The following is a 13,944-nucleotide window of genomic DNA, read 5'->3' on the forward strand; positions in this document are numbered from 1 at the left end:
TGACCCTGGGATCCCCCCTGCCCGTGCCCCGCCAACGGCTGCCGCCGTCGCGGCTGATCCTGCTGATCGTGCTTGGCCTGGGGCCGCCGGGGCTCGGCTGGGCAGCGCCGGCCTTCCAGGCCACGGTGCTTTCGGTGGGCGATGGCGACACCCTGCGGGTGCGCAGCGGCCAGCAGCGGATCACGGTCCGGCTGGCCTGCATCGATGCCCCCGAAACGGCCCAGAGCCCCTGGGGCCAGCAGGCGCGCCAGGTCCTCCAGCTGCGCCTGCCCGTGGGGCGGTCGGTGACGATTCAGCCCCGGAGCAGCGACCGTTTCGGGCGCACGGTGGCCGAAGTGATCAGTGACACCAACATCAGCCTGGCCCTGGTGGAGGACGGCCTGGCCTTCGCCTACCGGCGCTATCTCGCCGCCTGCGACGGAGCGGCCTACCTGGAGGCCGAGGAGCGGGCCCGACGCCAGCGGCTCGGCGTGTGGCGGGTGCCGGGTGGGATCACCCGGCCCTGGGACTTCCGGCATGGTCGCCGCTCCGCCCGGATCCCCGATGGCACCAGCCCCGACGGGCGCCGCCATTACTGCAGCCAGAACGGCTCCCATGCCAGGGCCCAGCAGCTGCTGCGCCAGGGCCACAGCGACCTGGACTCCGATGGCGATGGCGATGGAGAAGCCTGTGAACGCCTGCCCTGATCTGCCCTTCGGGCTCGCCCCAGCCGCCTAGGGTCAAAATGCCACTGAGTGGCCGCCATGTTCCCTCCCGAGCCCACGGCCTGGCAGGCCCTTTCCGGGGGCGAATGCCTGCGTCGGCTCGGGGTGGGGGAGGCGGGCCTGAGCGAGGCCGCTGCGGCCGAACGCCTGGCCAGCGCCGGACCCAACCGACTCGCCCTTCCACCGGGCCCGGGACGCTGGCGGATCCTGCTGGATCAGTTCAGCAACGTGATGCTGGTGTTGCTGCTGGCGGTGGCGGCCGTGTCCGCCGGACTGGCGCTGCTCGACCACACCGTTCCCAAGGACGCGATCGCCATCCTGCTGATCGTGGCCCTCACCGCCCTGCTGGGCTACCTGCAGGAGAGCCAGGCGCTGCTGGCCCTGCGCAGTCTGCTGAACCTGGCCCAGCCCCTGGCCCGGGTCCGCCGGGGCGGGCACTGGCAACGCCTCCCTGCTGACCAGCTGGTGCCGGGGGACCTGATCCGGCTGGAGAGCGGCGATCGGGTACCCGCCGATGCCCGGCTGCTTGAGGGCAACGAACTCGGGCTGCAGGAGGCGGCCCTCACCGGCGAGGCCGAACTGGTGAGCAAGCGCGCCGAACCGCCGCTGGCAGCCGGAACACCGGTGCTGGAGTGCAGCAACTGCCTGTTTCTGGGCAGCGAGGTGGGGCGGGGGCGGGGGCTGGCCGTGGTGACCGCCACGGGCATGGCCACCGTGCTGGGCGGCATCGCCACCCTGATCCACACCGCCCGCCCCGAGCCGACCCCCCTGCAGAAACGGTTGGCGGACCTCTCAGGCCGGCTTGTGGCCTGGGCCCTGGTCCTGGTGGCGGCGGTGGTGCTGGGGGGCTGGCTGCTGGGCGGCTCCCCCCTGGCCCTGCTGGAGCTGGCCCTCTCCACCGCCGTGGCGATCGTGCCGGAGGGGCTGCCGGCCGTGATCACGGTGAGCCTGGCGATCGGCACCCGGCGGATGGTGCGGCGGGCCGCCCTGATCCGCCATCTGCCGGCGGTGGAGGCCCTCGGCGCCATCACCGTCATCTGCACCGACAAGACCGGCACCCTCACCCAGAACCGCCAGGTGGTGGTGGAGATGCGCTGCGGCACCCAGGCCCTGGAGCTCAGCGAGAATGGCTTCGGGTTCAGGGAGCTGGCGCCGCCGCCAGGGGCCGGGGCCGGCATTGCCCCTGGCCAACCGGATCTGCTGCTCCAGGCCGGCGTGCTCTGCAACGACGCTGAAACAGGGCAGCAGGGAAGGGTGGGGGATCCCACCGAACTGGCCCTGCTGGAGGCCGCTGCCAAGGCTGGCCTGGATGGTTCCGATCTGCGTGCGAAGCACAGACGCCTGGCGGAGACTCCCTTCAGCGCCGAGCGCCAAAGGATGGCGGTCTGGGTGGACGACCCCGACGGCCGCCTGGCGGCCCCCCTGGATCCAGCCCCCTTCGGCTCCTCCCCGACAGAGGGGTCCCAGCTGCTGATCGTCAAGGGAGCCCCGGAGGCGATCCTGCAAGACTGCGATCGCTGGCTGGATGGGGCCGGGGCGCGGAACCTCACGCCAGCCCAGCAGGACTGGTGGCTGGCGGAAGCGCGCGGGCTTGCCGCCAGCGGCCTGCGGGTGCTGGCCTTCGCCTGCCGCCCGCACCACCCAGGGCCGGCAGCCGGAGTGGACGGCCTGGTGCTGGTTGGACTGATGGCGCAGCGCGATCCGCCCCGGCCAGAGGTCCCCAGTGCCGTGGCCCGCTGCCATGGGGCCGGCATCCGGCCGGTGATGGTCACCGGCGACCATCCCCTCACGGCGCGGGCCATCAGCACGGCCATCGGCCTGGCGGATCCGGCCAGCCCGATCGTGCTGGGACCGGAGCTGGAGGGCCTCGACCCGGCGGCGCTCGAAGTGCTGGTACGGCGGACCAGCCTCTTCGCCCGGGTACTGCCGGAGCAGAAGCTCCGGATCGTGCGGGCCCTGCAGGCGACGGGCGCGGTGGTGGCCATGACCGGTGACGGGGTCAACGATGCCCCGGCCCTGCGCCAGGCCCACATCGGGGTGGCGATGGGCATCAGCGGCTCGGACGTGAGCCGGGAGGCGGCTGATGTGGTGCTGCTCGACGACAACTTCGCCTCCATCGTCAATGCCGTGGAGGAGGGACGGCAGGTGTACGCCAACATCCGCCGCTTCGTGCGCTTCATCCTGGGCTGCAACCTGGGCGAACTGATCACCATCGGCTCGGCGCCGCTGATTGGCCTGGCCCTGACACCCCTGCAGATCCTCTGGATCAACCTGGTGACCGACGGCCTGCCGGCCCTGGCCCTGGCCCTGGGGCCACCCGGGGAGGATCTGATGCACCAACCGCCGATCGAGCCCGGCGAATCGCTCTTCGCCCGCGGGCTGGGCAGCGCCATCCTGCGCATCGGGCTGGTGTTCGGGACCCTGGTGGTGGCGCTGATGCTGGTGGCTTCCCACCTCGGCCGTCCCTGGCAGACCATGGCCTTCACCACCCTCTGCCTGGCCCAGCTGGGCCATGCCCTCTCGGCCAGCAGCGACCGGCCTCTGTGGCGCACCCCTCCCCTGGCCAACCCCTGGCTGCTGGGGGCGGTGCTGGCCACCGCCGCCCTGCAGCTGATACTCCTCTACGTGGCGCCGATGGCCAGGTTCCTCGGGGTCACCGCTCTGTCGGCCTTCGATCTGGCGGCCTGCGCAGGGGTGAGCCTCGCCTTCGTGGCCTACCTGGAGCTGGAGAAGGGGCTCACTTCGGGGCTGCGCCATGCTGGGCGCTCACCCCACCCCTCCACCAGCGCATGAGCCTTGATCAGGCGCGCTCCTTCCTGGCCCGCATGCAGGACGACGAGGCCCTGCGCAGCCAGGTGCTGGCCGCCGCCACAGCCGACGACGTGGCCCAGATCGCCGCCGGCAAGGGCTTCGACTTCTCTGGGGATGAGCTGCTGCGGCTGTCGGGGAAGAAGGTCGGCCGGGTCACGGTAACCAAGCAGGACATTCCGGGGGAATACAACTGATGGGGGCCAGCTAGGCCACCGCCAGCCGCCGCCACTGGCTGCGCAGCTGATGCGGCACCGGCAGGGCGCGGTAGTCCCGGGGATCACTGGGGCCGTGGCGCAGCACGGCATTGACCAGCAGGGCGGGGATCCGGCCCCGGTTGATGGCGCCGTGGGGCACCCCGGGGGGAATCCGGACCCAGAGGCCCTCGTCCTCCCGCAGCGGGATGCGGCGCAGCTGGCGGTTCTGGAGCACCACCAGATCGATCGATCCGCGCAGCACGAGCAGCTGATCGGTCTGGAAGCGGTGGCAGAAGAGCTCGAAAGAGTCGCCGCTGGCGATCTCGGCGATCAGGGTTTCGTCGCTGGCGCGGGGGGCGGAGACCACCGCCTCCCCATGCAGCGAGCGCTCCATGGGGAGGTGTTCCACGTTGCGGGAGAGGGCCATGACGTTCGCAGCAATTGGGTTAACTTTCGCGACCGTTTTCCCGGGTGATCGTCGTATCGGCTACCGACAACTGGTGCTGTCAGGTTTTACGGTCGCTGACGTCAGTAAAGGTGGCACCGGAGCCTTCAGCAAAGCGTCGATTCACCTCGTTCCAGTTCACCAACGACCACCAGGCGTCGATGTACTCCAGTCGGCGGTTCTGGTAGTTGAGGTAGTAGGCGTGCTCCCACACATCCAGACCCAGCAGGGGCAGACCCCGTTCGATCCCCGGCAGGTCCATCAGCGGATTGTCCTGGTTGGCGGTGCTGGTGATCGCCAGGGCCCCATCGGGCCGGCGGATCAGCCAGGCCCAGCCCGAACCGAAGCGCTCGGCCGCCGCCTGGGCGAAGCGCCGTTGCAGGGCCTCGGGCGAACCGAAGGCCGCGGTGATAGCCACCTCCAGCTCCGGCGACGGCGTGCCCCCCTGGCCGGGCGGTGCCATCACACGCCAGAAGAGGGAGTGGTTGTAGTGGCCGCCCCCGTTGTTGCGAACAGCGGCCGGGTATTGGGAGATCCGGCCCTGCAGATCCTCGAGCGACAGCCGCTCGAGCTCGGGATGGTCCGCCATCCGGGCGTTGAGGTTGGCCACGTAGGCGCCGTGGTGACGGTCGTGGTGGATCGTCATCGTGGTGGCATCGACCGACGGGGCCAACGCATCGACCGGGTAGGGCAACGGCGGCAGGACGTAGGCAGCCAGCGCCGGCCGTACACCGGCGGCGAACACCGCCAGAGCCATCAGTCCGGCCAGGCAGCAAGCCCTCAGGACACGCAACAGCGGCAACAAAACCATGGGCCGGGCGGGGAGCATCGGCATCGGTTCTAACCGGCCCTGCCGGAGCCGGCCGAACGCCAGTCGAGCCAGGGCAGACCCGGCAGGATCGCCGGGGTCGTGGCGCGATAGGCCTCGTACTGGGGATGGAGGCTGCAGAGGCCGGTCTCCTCCCGCCGCGCCTTGAACCCCAGCACCACGACCAGCCCCAGCAGCAGGGCCAGATGCAGCAGGCTGCCCAGGGCCACGGTGACCCCCAGCGAGCACAGGATCAGTGACTGGTACAGCGGGTGGCGGCAACGGCCGTAGGCGCCGGTGGTGACCAGGGCGGCCTCGGGCATCGGTTCGGGCAGGGGGCTGAGGCTGGCGCCCAGGTTCAGGGCGCCCTGGCCGGCCAGCACCAGAGCCAGGGCGAACAGCACCAGACCCCCGAGGCGCAGCGCCAGCGGCCAGTGCAGCCCCAGGGAGACGGGGGAGGGGGTGGCCGGCAGCAGATGGGCCACGATCAGGGCCATCTGGGCGATCAGCCACCACTCACCACGGCGGTTGTCGCGTAGTCCCGCCCAGGAAAATCCCCAGGCGGTGAGTCGTTCGGCCAGGGCGTTCGGCATGGTGACCTCCCAGATCGGCGTCCACCTCCATGCTGGGCCGGAACCGCCTTCAGGCGCGCAGCAATTCCTCCACCAGGGCATCGAGGGCCGCCGGGTGGCGCAGCAGCTGCTGGTGGCTCCAGACCGGCAACATCCGCCGCGGCCCGATCGGCAACACCCCATGCCAGCCCGGCACCACCATCAGATCCACGGCGGTGCCATAGCTGCAGCACTCGATCCCCTGCAGGGAACTGAGATCCCCGTTGAGCTGGCGCAGCAGGGTGCTGCCCGGCTTGAGATCGGCGATGCCGGCCAGGGGCAGGCGTGGCCAGGGCTGGGCCGTCAGGGTGCCCTGCTGGGGGCTGCCGAGGCTGAGGAAACGGCGGGTGCGGACATGGCCGCCCAGCTGCTGAATCCAGGTGCGGGCGATGACGCCACCCATGGAAAAGCCCAGGATGTCGATCGGCTCGTTCGCACCGAACGCCGCCTCAATGTGTCCGGCGAGCCGCTGGGCCGACGTCTGGATCGGGGCGATGCCGAAGCGCAGGGGCAGGGCGGGCAGCAACAGGCGCTCACGCCTGCCGGCCAGATGGCGCTTGAGACTGTCGAACACCCTGGGGGTGTCGAAGAGTCCGTGCACCAGCACCAGCGGGGGCCGGGCGGAGGATTCCCGGCCGGAACACATGGCAAAAAAAAGGCAGGGCCCCCATCCTGCGATGGTATGGCTCTTGGGTTCCGCTGGCGAGGGACGCTGCTGCTGAGAGCCGCGGCCTCCGGGATCAGCGGCCACCGTCGCTCAGCGAACGGTGGGATGGGCTTGATAATCTTGGAGCACGGCTGTTGACGGGACACAGCCTGCGGTGGGTAGTCAGGAGGGCCGCCTTCAGGGCCTCTCAGGCTGACGTGATCGAAAGAGTCGCTGACAGAACGAACGCCGCTGACGGAGCTTTACTTCAGGAACGCCGAGACACTGGGCTGCAGGGACTGAAGGGAGCTGGTGGGCTCGGAGGGCGCCGACATGGCAGCCGAGGAGTCGGCCTTCGACTCAGGGAAAGGAACCACCACCATCGAGATCAGGAAAGCAGCTCCGCTGATCGCGGCCACCGCCAACTGGGCTACGGGACTGACAGGATCCATGGCCGCCGCTTCACCGCTCCTTAAGCGTACACCAAGTTATCGCTCATGACCAATGCGGCGCAGCGGTGCTGCTGCAGCCGTGCCGCTCTCGTCCACCCTGGCCAGATTTCAAACACTGACAGGACTTTGGGGGGGGGTTAACGATCCCCGACACCAGCCCCTGTACCGCCATTGAGACCCTTCCTCGCCAGCGCTCAGGCCGTAGATAAGCTGAGAGAGAGAGGAAAACTTGGATGAGCCGCCCCAGATGAACCGCTATGACGCGCTGGCGGAACGGTGGCGGCTCCAGAGCACCAGAACCGACGAGCTCCAGGAATCCCTTCGCACCCACTCCTATCTGCTGCTCAACGAGCTGGCGACAGAGCTGGGGGTGGAGGCGAAAACCTGGAAGGAGCAGAAGAACCCCTTTCACCGCCGCTATGTGGAGTACCGGCTCTCGCCCTTCCCCGGCTCCGAAGGGGAGACACGGATCGACCGATACACCCCCAGGGGCGAACTGGAGTTCGCCATCGTCGTCACCTTTGACCACGGCGACGACCAGTTCCCGAAAACCCGTTTCCTGCTGCCCCTGGCCACCCGCATGTACCGGCAGCATCCCCAGTTCTGTCTGTGGGACCCCCTTCTGGCGGCGCCCCTGGAGGGCTTTCTCTGGGTGGCCACCCGAGCGGCCGTGATCCAGGACATCTTCACCCTGCTGGATCGGGAGCTGGCGATCGATCCCTTTGAGGGGCCGCCGACGCCCCCCAGGCTCGGCTGCCTCTAAATCGGCGGCGCAAAAACCCGCGGCCGTTCAGGCCAGCACCGGAAAGCAGCCCCGCAGGCCGCTGACGAGCATCTGGACGGCGATGGCACTCAGCAGCAGACCCATCACCGCACTGAGGGCCGCCTTCCCTTGCCAGGCCACAGGGGCATCGGCCACCACCAGGGGAATGGCGCCGGTGTGGTGCCGATCGGCCTGCCCCTGCTGGCGGGCCCCGGGGACACCGGGAAATCGATGACCATCATCGGAGCGATGGGCACACCGGCACGCCGGACACATCCGGTCATCACCCCGTGGCCCCGGCCCCATTGCGCCGCTGACAAGCGCCGATTGACTGGCGGGGCCCTCCACGCTCGACCCATGACCGTCACTCGAGCCCGGCTTCGACTCCGAGCCGGCCAGGCCACTCCGTTGCTCCTGGCCCTGCTGCTTCCCGCCCCGGCGACGTCCACCACCTACCAGGCCCTCTGCGGCAACAACCCCTGCAGCATCAACCTCGACGCCAACGGCATCGGCGAAAGGAACAGCTTCATCCCCATCGGCCGGATCGCCCGCTGGTACGCCGGCGGCCAGGAGACCTACGACAGCACCAACGGCACCGTGGGAGCTGTGGGTGGCGGCACCGCCGGGGCCATCGCCGGTGGCCTGCTGCTGGGCCCGATCGGCCTGGTGGGAGGCATGGTGGGCGGGGCCCTGGCTGGATCGAAGGCCGGCAAGACCGCCGATCTCCACTTCTCCGTGGTGGGCTACGACAGCGCCGGCGACAAGACAACGCTCAATTTCCGCTTCGTGAACCCCAGGCCTGCCAACCAGCTGAAGCAGGAACTGGCGGTGCTGACAGGCCTGGCCCTGGGTGAAACCCCCTCCCTCGCCGAACTGCAACGCCAACGGGATGGCCTGCCCCAGCGCCTCGGCAGTGGCCCGTCACCCCAGTCGATTCCCACCCAGTCCTACGGAGCCCCCTCCCGTTACCGCTGAGCCTCGACCGCCAACCGGTCCAGCGCCTGCTGCATGGTGTCGGTCACCCGCTGGTAGCACTGCTGCACATAGGCCCGGTCGCGGCTGGCGGCATAGCCGCTGCGCTCGAAGCGGATCGGCGGGCACACCCGCGTGCGGATCCGCACCGGCAGGGGCAGGTTGAGCAGCGGTCCCAGGGCCAGCCCCCAGGGGAGGCCCAGGTAGAGGGGCATCACCTCCGGGTCGATGCCGAACAACCATGGCATCCCCCGCTCGTGCAGCGCCCGGAACTGGGGATAGAAGTCTTCGAGCACCACCAGGGTGTCGTGGGCCCCCCAGGAGATCAGGGGAACGATCGGCAGCCCCTGCCAGATCGCCAGACGCAGGAAGCCGGTGCGACCGGCGAAGTGGATGCGGCCCCGGTCCCGGTGGGGACGGAAGGTGTCCTGACCGCCGCCGGGATACACCAGCAGGCTGTTCCCCTCCTCCAGGGCCGCCAGGGCCAGGCGAGGGTGGTACGGGATGGCGCCGGTGCGGGAGGCCAGATCCGCCAGCGGCGGGTAGCCCAGCCAGACCTTCGGGTGCGCCAGCCCCAGCACCGGGCGCTCCAGGCCGAAGCGGCGGAACCAGTCGTACATGACCATGTGCATGTCGGGGGCCGCCAGCCCGCCGTTGTGGGTCCCCACGAACAGCACCGGATCGGCGTCGGGGATGTGCTCCCAGCCATCGGAGACAACGCGGAAGTAATGGTGGTAGAGCCAACCCCAGAAGGGCATCAGACGCTGGATCAACTGCGGATCCCGGCGTTGCCAGCGTTGCAGCGCGGCCTGGCGGGACACGGGCATGGGGGAGAGGGACGTGGACTGGAGTCTGGCCACCGGACGGGCCCGACCAGCAGGCTGCCCTTTCTAGGCTCAACCCCATGGCCGAACTCACCCTGCTGTTCGATGGCGCCTGTCCCCTGTGTGTGCGGGAGGTGAAGACCCTGCGCCGCCGCGATGCAGAGCAGGGCCGCCTGGCCTTCGTGGATGTGGATGACCCCGCCTACGACCCGGCGCACCATGGCGGTATCACCTATGCCGACGCCATGGGGCGCATGCACGCCCTGCGCGCCGACGGAAGCGTGATCCGGGATGTGGAAGTGTTCCGCCAGGCCTACGAACTCGTGGGGCTCGGTTGGCTCTACGCCCCCACCCGCTGGCCCCTGCTGCGGCCGCTGGTGAACGCCCTCTACGGACTCTGGGCCCGCTGGCGGCTGGCGATCACCGGCCGGCCCGGGCTGGAGACACTCTGCCGCGATCGTTGCTCTGCAACACCCGTCGCTGCCGGCGCCACCCTTCAGCCCTGAGCCGCCCAGGGACATCCCTTCCGTTGCCCCTGGAGCGCCAGACCATCGGCCTGCTTCGCCAGGCTGGCTCGACGCGAGCTGGAAAAGGGGAAGCAGAAAAAACCGGTGCGGCCCCCCAGAAGATGACCGCACCGGAAGAGGATTCCAGGAGACTTCGAACTTAGGAGCTGCCTCAGGGGAGACGGCGTCAACCGGACACCCCATGGGGTAGTGGCCACGACCGGAGCCCCTCAGGGGTTGCAGCGCGGACAGTCACCGGGATCCGCCGTGCGCCTGCCATCCCGTCGGGGCCGCTCCTGCCGGTGGTCGCAGGCCACGCACTCCCGCACGTCCGCCCGGAGTCGCGGCGTCGGCAGACCGCACCACCCGCACGGCAGCCCGGCCAGTCCCTCCCCTGGCCCCCAGCCCGGCGCCGCGCACTCAGGACACCGACGGGCGATCCGTCGCACCAGCCGGAACGCCAGGGTCCGGATCACCCCCAGGCGCGTGGGGTTGCAGTGGGCGCGCATGTCGGTCTCGAGGCGGGCACGCCCATCGATGGAGGCCCCGGCGCAGCGACCCAGCGCTTCAGCCAGCGCCCTTGCCGTCCGGACTCCCTTGATCACCGGAGCCTCCCCGGAGGCGTCCCCTAGGTGAGGACGGACGATCAGCCCATGGGAGGGGAAACCCACCCGCCGCAGCCAGGCCTCGATGTCGTCCCCTGGCGACACCACCCGGTGTTCGAAGTTGGTGCGGTTGGCGAGCAGGCTGTCGGCGATCACCAGGCCCGCCCGTCGGTCCACGAAGGTGAGCCATTCCTGGTTCACCGCCAGCCAGGGAAAGCTGGGGTGGGGACCGAAACTGCCCTCGCTGGGCAGACCGAGATCCAGACCGGTGTGGTCCATGCCGGCTTCCGCCTTCTGCCGGCAGGTCTGTCTGGCATCGGCAGGACGGGAACGTTCGCCGGAAAAGGTGCCCAGCTGATCCGTATCGAAACCTGTGGCTACGACGACAGTGAGGTCGAGGCCCCGATGGAAGGGACGCGCCAGCGCCCTCTCCTTGCCATGGCAGGTGGCCAGGCTCACCCGACGGCCGCCATAGGGGTCCAGCGCGTTGGAGACGGGTGGCACGATCACCGGCGGTGAGAGAACAAGAGCCAGGCGGGCAATCCGATCACCGGGGCTTATCGGCTGGATTGGCAATCCTGCGTTGAGCTAGCACCCAACAGCCGAATCCAGTCATTAATGTTCCCGGACTCCGACAAGGGCCTTTCCACGGGAGGTTCGGGCACCCCTGACAACAAAAAGTTCCAGGCCAGTTTTCAGCAGCATCCACCCCCGCCCGCAGGAGTCTCCAGCCATGCCATCCGCCGTGACATGACCCTCGCCATGCCTGCCCGACCGCTGCGCCTGACTCTGCGGGCCGACGATCATCTGCCGGCCGACCTGAGCTGGCAGATCGACGATGGCTACATCCGTGCGAACACCTGGAATGAGGAGGGGGAGTCCATCACCCTTGGCATCTGGGGCCCTGGCGACCTGATCACTCCCACCGGTTGCAGGGTGACGCCCTACGAACTCATCTGCCTCACCAAGGTGGCGGTGGTCGAGTTCGAACCCAGCGAAAGCGAAACCCTGGAATTCATGCGGGATCTGTTCACCCAGACCACCCAGTTGCTGCAAATCCACCGGGTCAGACCTGCCGATTCACGACTGCTGCGCCTGCTGCACTGGATCGGCACCCGCTTCGGCCGGGTCAGCAGCAGCGGCACCACCCTCTCGCTGGAGGACATGAACCTCACCCACCGCCAGCTCGCCGAGATCGCCGGCATGACCAGGGTCACCGTGACCAAATCCCTGACCCGGTTCCGCAGCAAGGGTCAGGTCGTCAAGGTCAGCGAGGCCGATCTGCTCGTCCCTCGCGACGCCAGCCTGCCGACCCCAAGCGAAACCCCAGACCCCCTTCCCGTGGCCCCGTTCCGGTTCCCGAAAACCCTTCGCCATGAACCACCCGCCCACCGGAACGCCGGTTTCGACACTCCATGACGCCATCCCCTGGCATCAGCAGCTCCGCCGCAGCCAGATCGTCCAGTCCCTCGAGGCCGTCCAGGACCTGATTGCCATTTCCCTCTGCCTGGGGCTGTTCGGCGTGATGGTGCTCCAGCTGAAGCGAACCTTCTCGACCCTCTTCTCCACATCGGAATTTCACGAGGTCACGGCCGACAGCCTGTTCATCCTGATCCTGGTGGAGCTGTTCCGCCTGCTGATCATCTACCTCCAGGAACAACGGGTGTCGATCGGCGTGGCGGTGGAGATCGCCATCGTGTCGGTACTGCGGGAAGTGATCGTCCGCGGCGTGCTGGAGACGGACTGGCAACAGATTCTTGCGGTCTGCCTGTTTCTGATGACCATGGCCCTGCTGATGGTGGTGAGGGTGTGGCTGCCGCCCACCTTCGCCGGCTTCGACCCCGAAGCCCAGGTGTCGGCGCGGATGCGCCAGCATCAGGAATAGCTGAATCTCCGGCTCAATTTTCAGTGGTTGTTGTCCTGAATACCTGCCTCCAGAACCATGTATTCCTGGATGCATAAGTCAGGATTATTGAGACGATTGGCAAGTCTGCTTCAAGTCAGCACCCAACAATCGAGTTCAGCCACTAACGTTGCCGGACTCCAGATTCAGGACCGCGAACCACTGTTCACCGTTCCGATCTGGGTTCACTTCCGTCCACCATCGTCTCAGCTCCCACGAGATAGTTCTGACCACTCCAATACCTCAAGGAGCTGTTCACCGAGCACCCCTTTCTTCTTCACTGGCCATCCCTTTTCTCCCCCCTGTTCCTCCCCGGACGCCATGACCAGTCGCCGTCGCTTCATCACCCTGTTCGGAGGCACCTTCGGGACCTCCCTGCTGCTTGCCGGATGCCTCGGCAATCCCCCCGACCGCAGCGGCTCCAGTGGCACCGCCCCCAAGCCTGATGCCGCCGCCGCCGCCAAGCTGGAGACCACCACGGTCAAGCTGGGTTATATCCCCATCCTCGAAGCCGCCCCGCTGGTGGTGGGGGTCCAGAAGGGCTTCTTCGCCAAGCACGGCCTCAAGGTGGAACTGGCCAAGCAGGCCAGCTGGCCCGCCGCCCGCGACAACGTGGTGCTCGGCTCCGCCGGCGGCGGCATCGATGGTGGCCAGTGGCAGTCGCCCATGCCCCATCTGATCACCGAGGGGATCATCACCGACGGCAAGAAGGTGCCCATGGTGGTGCTGGCCCAGCTGATCAGCCAGGCCAACGGCATCGCCATCTCCAACAGCCTCAAGGCCGAGAATCTCGGCCTCGATCTGTCCCGGAGTGTGGACGTCTTCAAGCGATTCCCGGAAAAGCAGGGCCGCAAGTTCCGTGCCGCCTACACCTTCCCCAACGCCAACCAAGACCTCTGGATCCGCTATTGGCTGGCGGCCGGGGGTATCGATCCCGACAAGGACATCGAACTGCTGACCGTGCCCTCCACCGAAACCCTCCAGGGGATGCGCAACGGCACCATGGAGGCGTTCAGCACCGGCGATCCCTGGCCGTTCCGGATCGTCACCGATGACATCGGCTACCTGGCCGCCCTCACCGCCCAGATGTGGCCGGCCCACCCGGAGGAGTTCCTGGGGATGCGCGCCGACTGGGTCGATAAGAATCCCAAGGCGGCGGTGGCGCTGGTGAAGGGCCTGATCGAGGCCCAGCAATGGGCCGACAAGCCCGAGAACCGCAGCGAGGTGGCCAAGCTGATCAGCTCCCGCGCCTATTTCAACACTCCCATGGAGGTGCTGGAGCCTGCCCTCAAGGGCCAGTACCTGCTGGGCGCCGATCGGAAACCCGTGAAGGATCCGAAGCTGGGTCCGATCTACTGGATGAGTGATCGGGGTGTGATTTCCTATCCCTATAAGAGCCTGAGTCTGTGGTTCCTGGTGGAATCCCTGCGCTGGAACATGCACCCAGGCAAGCTCACCACGATCGAGCAGGCCAGGGCCCTCGTCGACAAGGTCAACCGGGAGGATATCTGGCGTCAGGCCGCCACCGAACTGGGGCTGCCCACCAAGGACATCCCCACCGGTTCGTCCCGCGGCAAGGAGACCTTCTTCGACGGCATCGTCTTCGATCCGGAGAATCCCCAGAGCTATCTCAACAGCCTCAAGATCAAGCGCTGAAGCGCAAGCCCCCGAGTCCCCCCTCCGCCCCGTACCCACTCCTT

Annotated in this window: 17 protein-coding genes; 9 read left to right on the forward strand and 8 right to left on the reverse strand. The window is 68.3% G+C overall.

Annotated elements, in window-relative coordinates; translation table 11 throughout:
• The first annotated feature begins 23 nt into the window (after positions 1–23).
• Genes KBZ12_RS11260 through KBZ12_RS11270 form a run of 3 tightly spaced genes read left to right on the forward strand, consistent with a single transcriptional unit; the run spans position 24 to position 3,709 of the window.
• Entirely contained in the window at positions 24–686 is a 663-nt protein-coding gene (locus KBZ12_RS11260) for a thermonuclease family protein (protein ID WP_254958050.1), read from the forward strand.
• A gap of 57 nt (positions 687–743) precedes the next feature.
• A complete protein-coding gene (locus KBZ12_RS11265) occupies positions 744–3,497 on the forward strand; it encodes a cation-transporting P-type ATPase (RefSeq protein ID WP_254958051.1) in 2,754 nt (917 codons plus the stop codon).
• Complete coding sequence (locus KBZ12_RS11270; protein WP_254958052.1) at positions 3,494–3,709, forward strand: Nif11-like leader peptide family natural product precursor; 216 nt, start codon at positions 3,494–3,496, stop codon at positions 3,707–3,709. Before KBZ12_RS11265 ends, KBZ12_RS11270 begins: the two co-directional genes overlap by 4 nt.
• A gap of 10 nt (positions 3,710–3,719) precedes the next feature.
• On the opposite strand, the gene KBZ12_RS11275 is transcribed toward KBZ12_RS11270, so the two are convergent.
• The 5 genes from KBZ12_RS11275 to KBZ12_RS11295 all read right to left on the reverse strand — a co-directional run bounded on the left by KBZ12_RS11275 (position 3,720) and on the right by KBZ12_RS11295 (position 6,671).
• A complete protein-coding gene (locus KBZ12_RS11275) occupies positions 3,720–4,136 on the reverse strand; it encodes a cupin domain-containing protein (RefSeq protein WP_254958053.1) in 417 nt (138 codons plus the stop codon).
• 79 nt (positions 4,137–4,215) lie between these two features.
• Complete coding sequence (locus KBZ12_RS11280; protein WP_254958151.1) at positions 4,216–4,911, reverse strand: superoxide dismutase; 696 nt, start codon at positions 4,909–4,911, stop codon at positions 4,216–4,218.
• Positions 4,912–4,994: 83 nt separating this feature from the next.
• Positions 4,995–5,555 carry an isoprenylcysteine carboxylmethyltransferase family protein gene (locus tag KBZ12_RS11285; RefSeq protein WP_254958054.1) on the reverse strand — a complete coding sequence of 187 codons (561 nt, stop codon included), beginning with the start codon at positions 5,553–5,555 and terminating at the stop codon, positions 4,995–4,997.
• Positions 5,556–5,604: 49 nt separating this feature from the next.
• Entirely contained in the window at positions 5,605–6,219 is a 615-nt protein-coding gene (locus KBZ12_RS11290; RefSeq protein WP_254958055.1) for a triacylglycerol lipase, read from the reverse strand.
• Positions 6,220–6,482: 263 nt separating this feature from the next.
• Positions 6,483–6,671 (reverse strand): hypothetical protein, encoded by a 189-nt coding sequence (locus KBZ12_RS11295; RefSeq protein ID WP_254958056.1) that lies wholly within the window; start codon positions 6,669–6,671, stop codon positions 6,483–6,485.
• Between the two features lie 247 nt (positions 6,672–6,918).
• Between KBZ12_RS11295 and KBZ12_RS11300 the strand changes: the two genes are divergently transcribed.
• Positions 6,919–7,434, forward strand: coding sequence for a hypothetical protein (locus KBZ12_RS11300; RefSeq protein WP_254958057.1), 516 nt, complete (start codon positions 6,919–6,921; stop codon positions 7,432–7,434).
• A gap of 27 nt (positions 7,435–7,461) precedes the next feature.
• On the opposite strand, the gene KBZ12_RS11305 is transcribed toward KBZ12_RS11300, so the two are convergent.
• The gene (locus KBZ12_RS11305) at positions 7,462–7,710 is read right to left on the reverse strand and encodes a hypothetical protein (RefSeq protein WP_254958058.1); all 249 of its coding nucleotides are present in this window, start codon (positions 7,708–7,710) and stop codon (positions 7,462–7,464) included.
• A gap of 81 nt (positions 7,711–7,791) precedes the next feature.
• Between KBZ12_RS11305 and KBZ12_RS11310 the strand changes: the two genes are divergently transcribed.
• The gene (locus KBZ12_RS11310) at positions 7,792–8,409 is read left to right on the forward strand and encodes a hypothetical protein (RefSeq protein WP_254958060.1); all 618 of its coding nucleotides are present in this window, start codon (positions 7,792–7,794) and stop codon (positions 8,407–8,409) included.
• Here the strand turns inward: KBZ12_RS11310 and KBZ12_RS11315 are convergent.
• Positions 8,400–9,233 carry a lysophospholipid acyltransferase family protein gene (locus tag KBZ12_RS11315; RefSeq protein ID WP_254958061.1) on the reverse strand — a complete coding sequence of 278 codons (834 nt, stop codon included), beginning with the start codon at positions 9,231–9,233 and terminating at the stop codon, positions 8,400–8,402. The two genes, KBZ12_RS11310 and KBZ12_RS11315, sit on opposite strands and share 10 nt — an antisense overlap.
• 77 nt (positions 9,234–9,310) lie before the next feature.
• Here KBZ12_RS11315 and KBZ12_RS11320 point away from each other — a divergent pair, with 77 nt between their 5' ends.
• Positions 9,311–9,736, forward strand: a complete 426-nt coding sequence (locus KBZ12_RS11320) for a thiol-disulfide oxidoreductase DCC family protein (RefSeq protein ID WP_254958062.1) — start codon at positions 9,311–9,313, stop codon at positions 9,734–9,736.
• 230 nt (positions 9,737–9,966) lie between these two features.
• On the opposite strand, the gene KBZ12_RS11325 is transcribed toward KBZ12_RS11320, so the two are convergent.
• Positions 9,967–10,851 (reverse strand): DUF6671 family protein, encoded by an 885-nt coding sequence (locus KBZ12_RS11325; protein WP_254958063.1) that lies wholly within the window; start codon positions 10,849–10,851, stop codon positions 9,967–9,969.
• A gap of 252 nt (positions 10,852–11,103) precedes the next feature.
• On the opposite strand from KBZ12_RS11325, the gene KBZ12_RS11330 reads away from it, so the two are divergent.
• From KBZ12_RS11330 to KBZ12_RS11340, 3 genes are all read left to right on the forward strand, one after another.
• Entirely contained in the window at positions 11,104–11,760 is a 657-nt protein-coding gene (locus KBZ12_RS11330) for a Crp/Fnr family transcriptional regulator (protein ID WP_254958064.1), read from the forward strand.
• On the forward strand, positions 11,717–12,226 hold the full coding sequence (locus KBZ12_RS11335) for a phosphate-starvation-inducible PsiE family protein (RefSeq protein WP_254958066.1): 510 nt from the start codon (positions 11,717–11,719) through the stop codon (positions 12,224–12,226). The genes KBZ12_RS11330 and KBZ12_RS11335 overlap by 44 nt, the downstream gene beginning before the upstream one ends.
• A gap of 339 nt (positions 12,227–12,565) precedes the next feature.
• Entirely contained in the window at positions 12,566–13,900 is a 1,335-nt protein-coding gene (locus tag KBZ12_RS11340; RefSeq protein ID WP_254958067.1) for a CmpA/NrtA family ABC transporter substrate-binding protein, read from the forward strand.
• Positions 13,901–13,944 lie beyond the last annotated feature (44 nt).

It is taken from the genome of Cyanobium sp. Cruz CV13-4-11, from assembly GCF_024346055.1.
Classification (GTDB): domain Bacteria; phylum Cyanobacteriota; class Cyanobacteriia; order PCC-6307; family Cyanobiaceae; genus Cyanobium.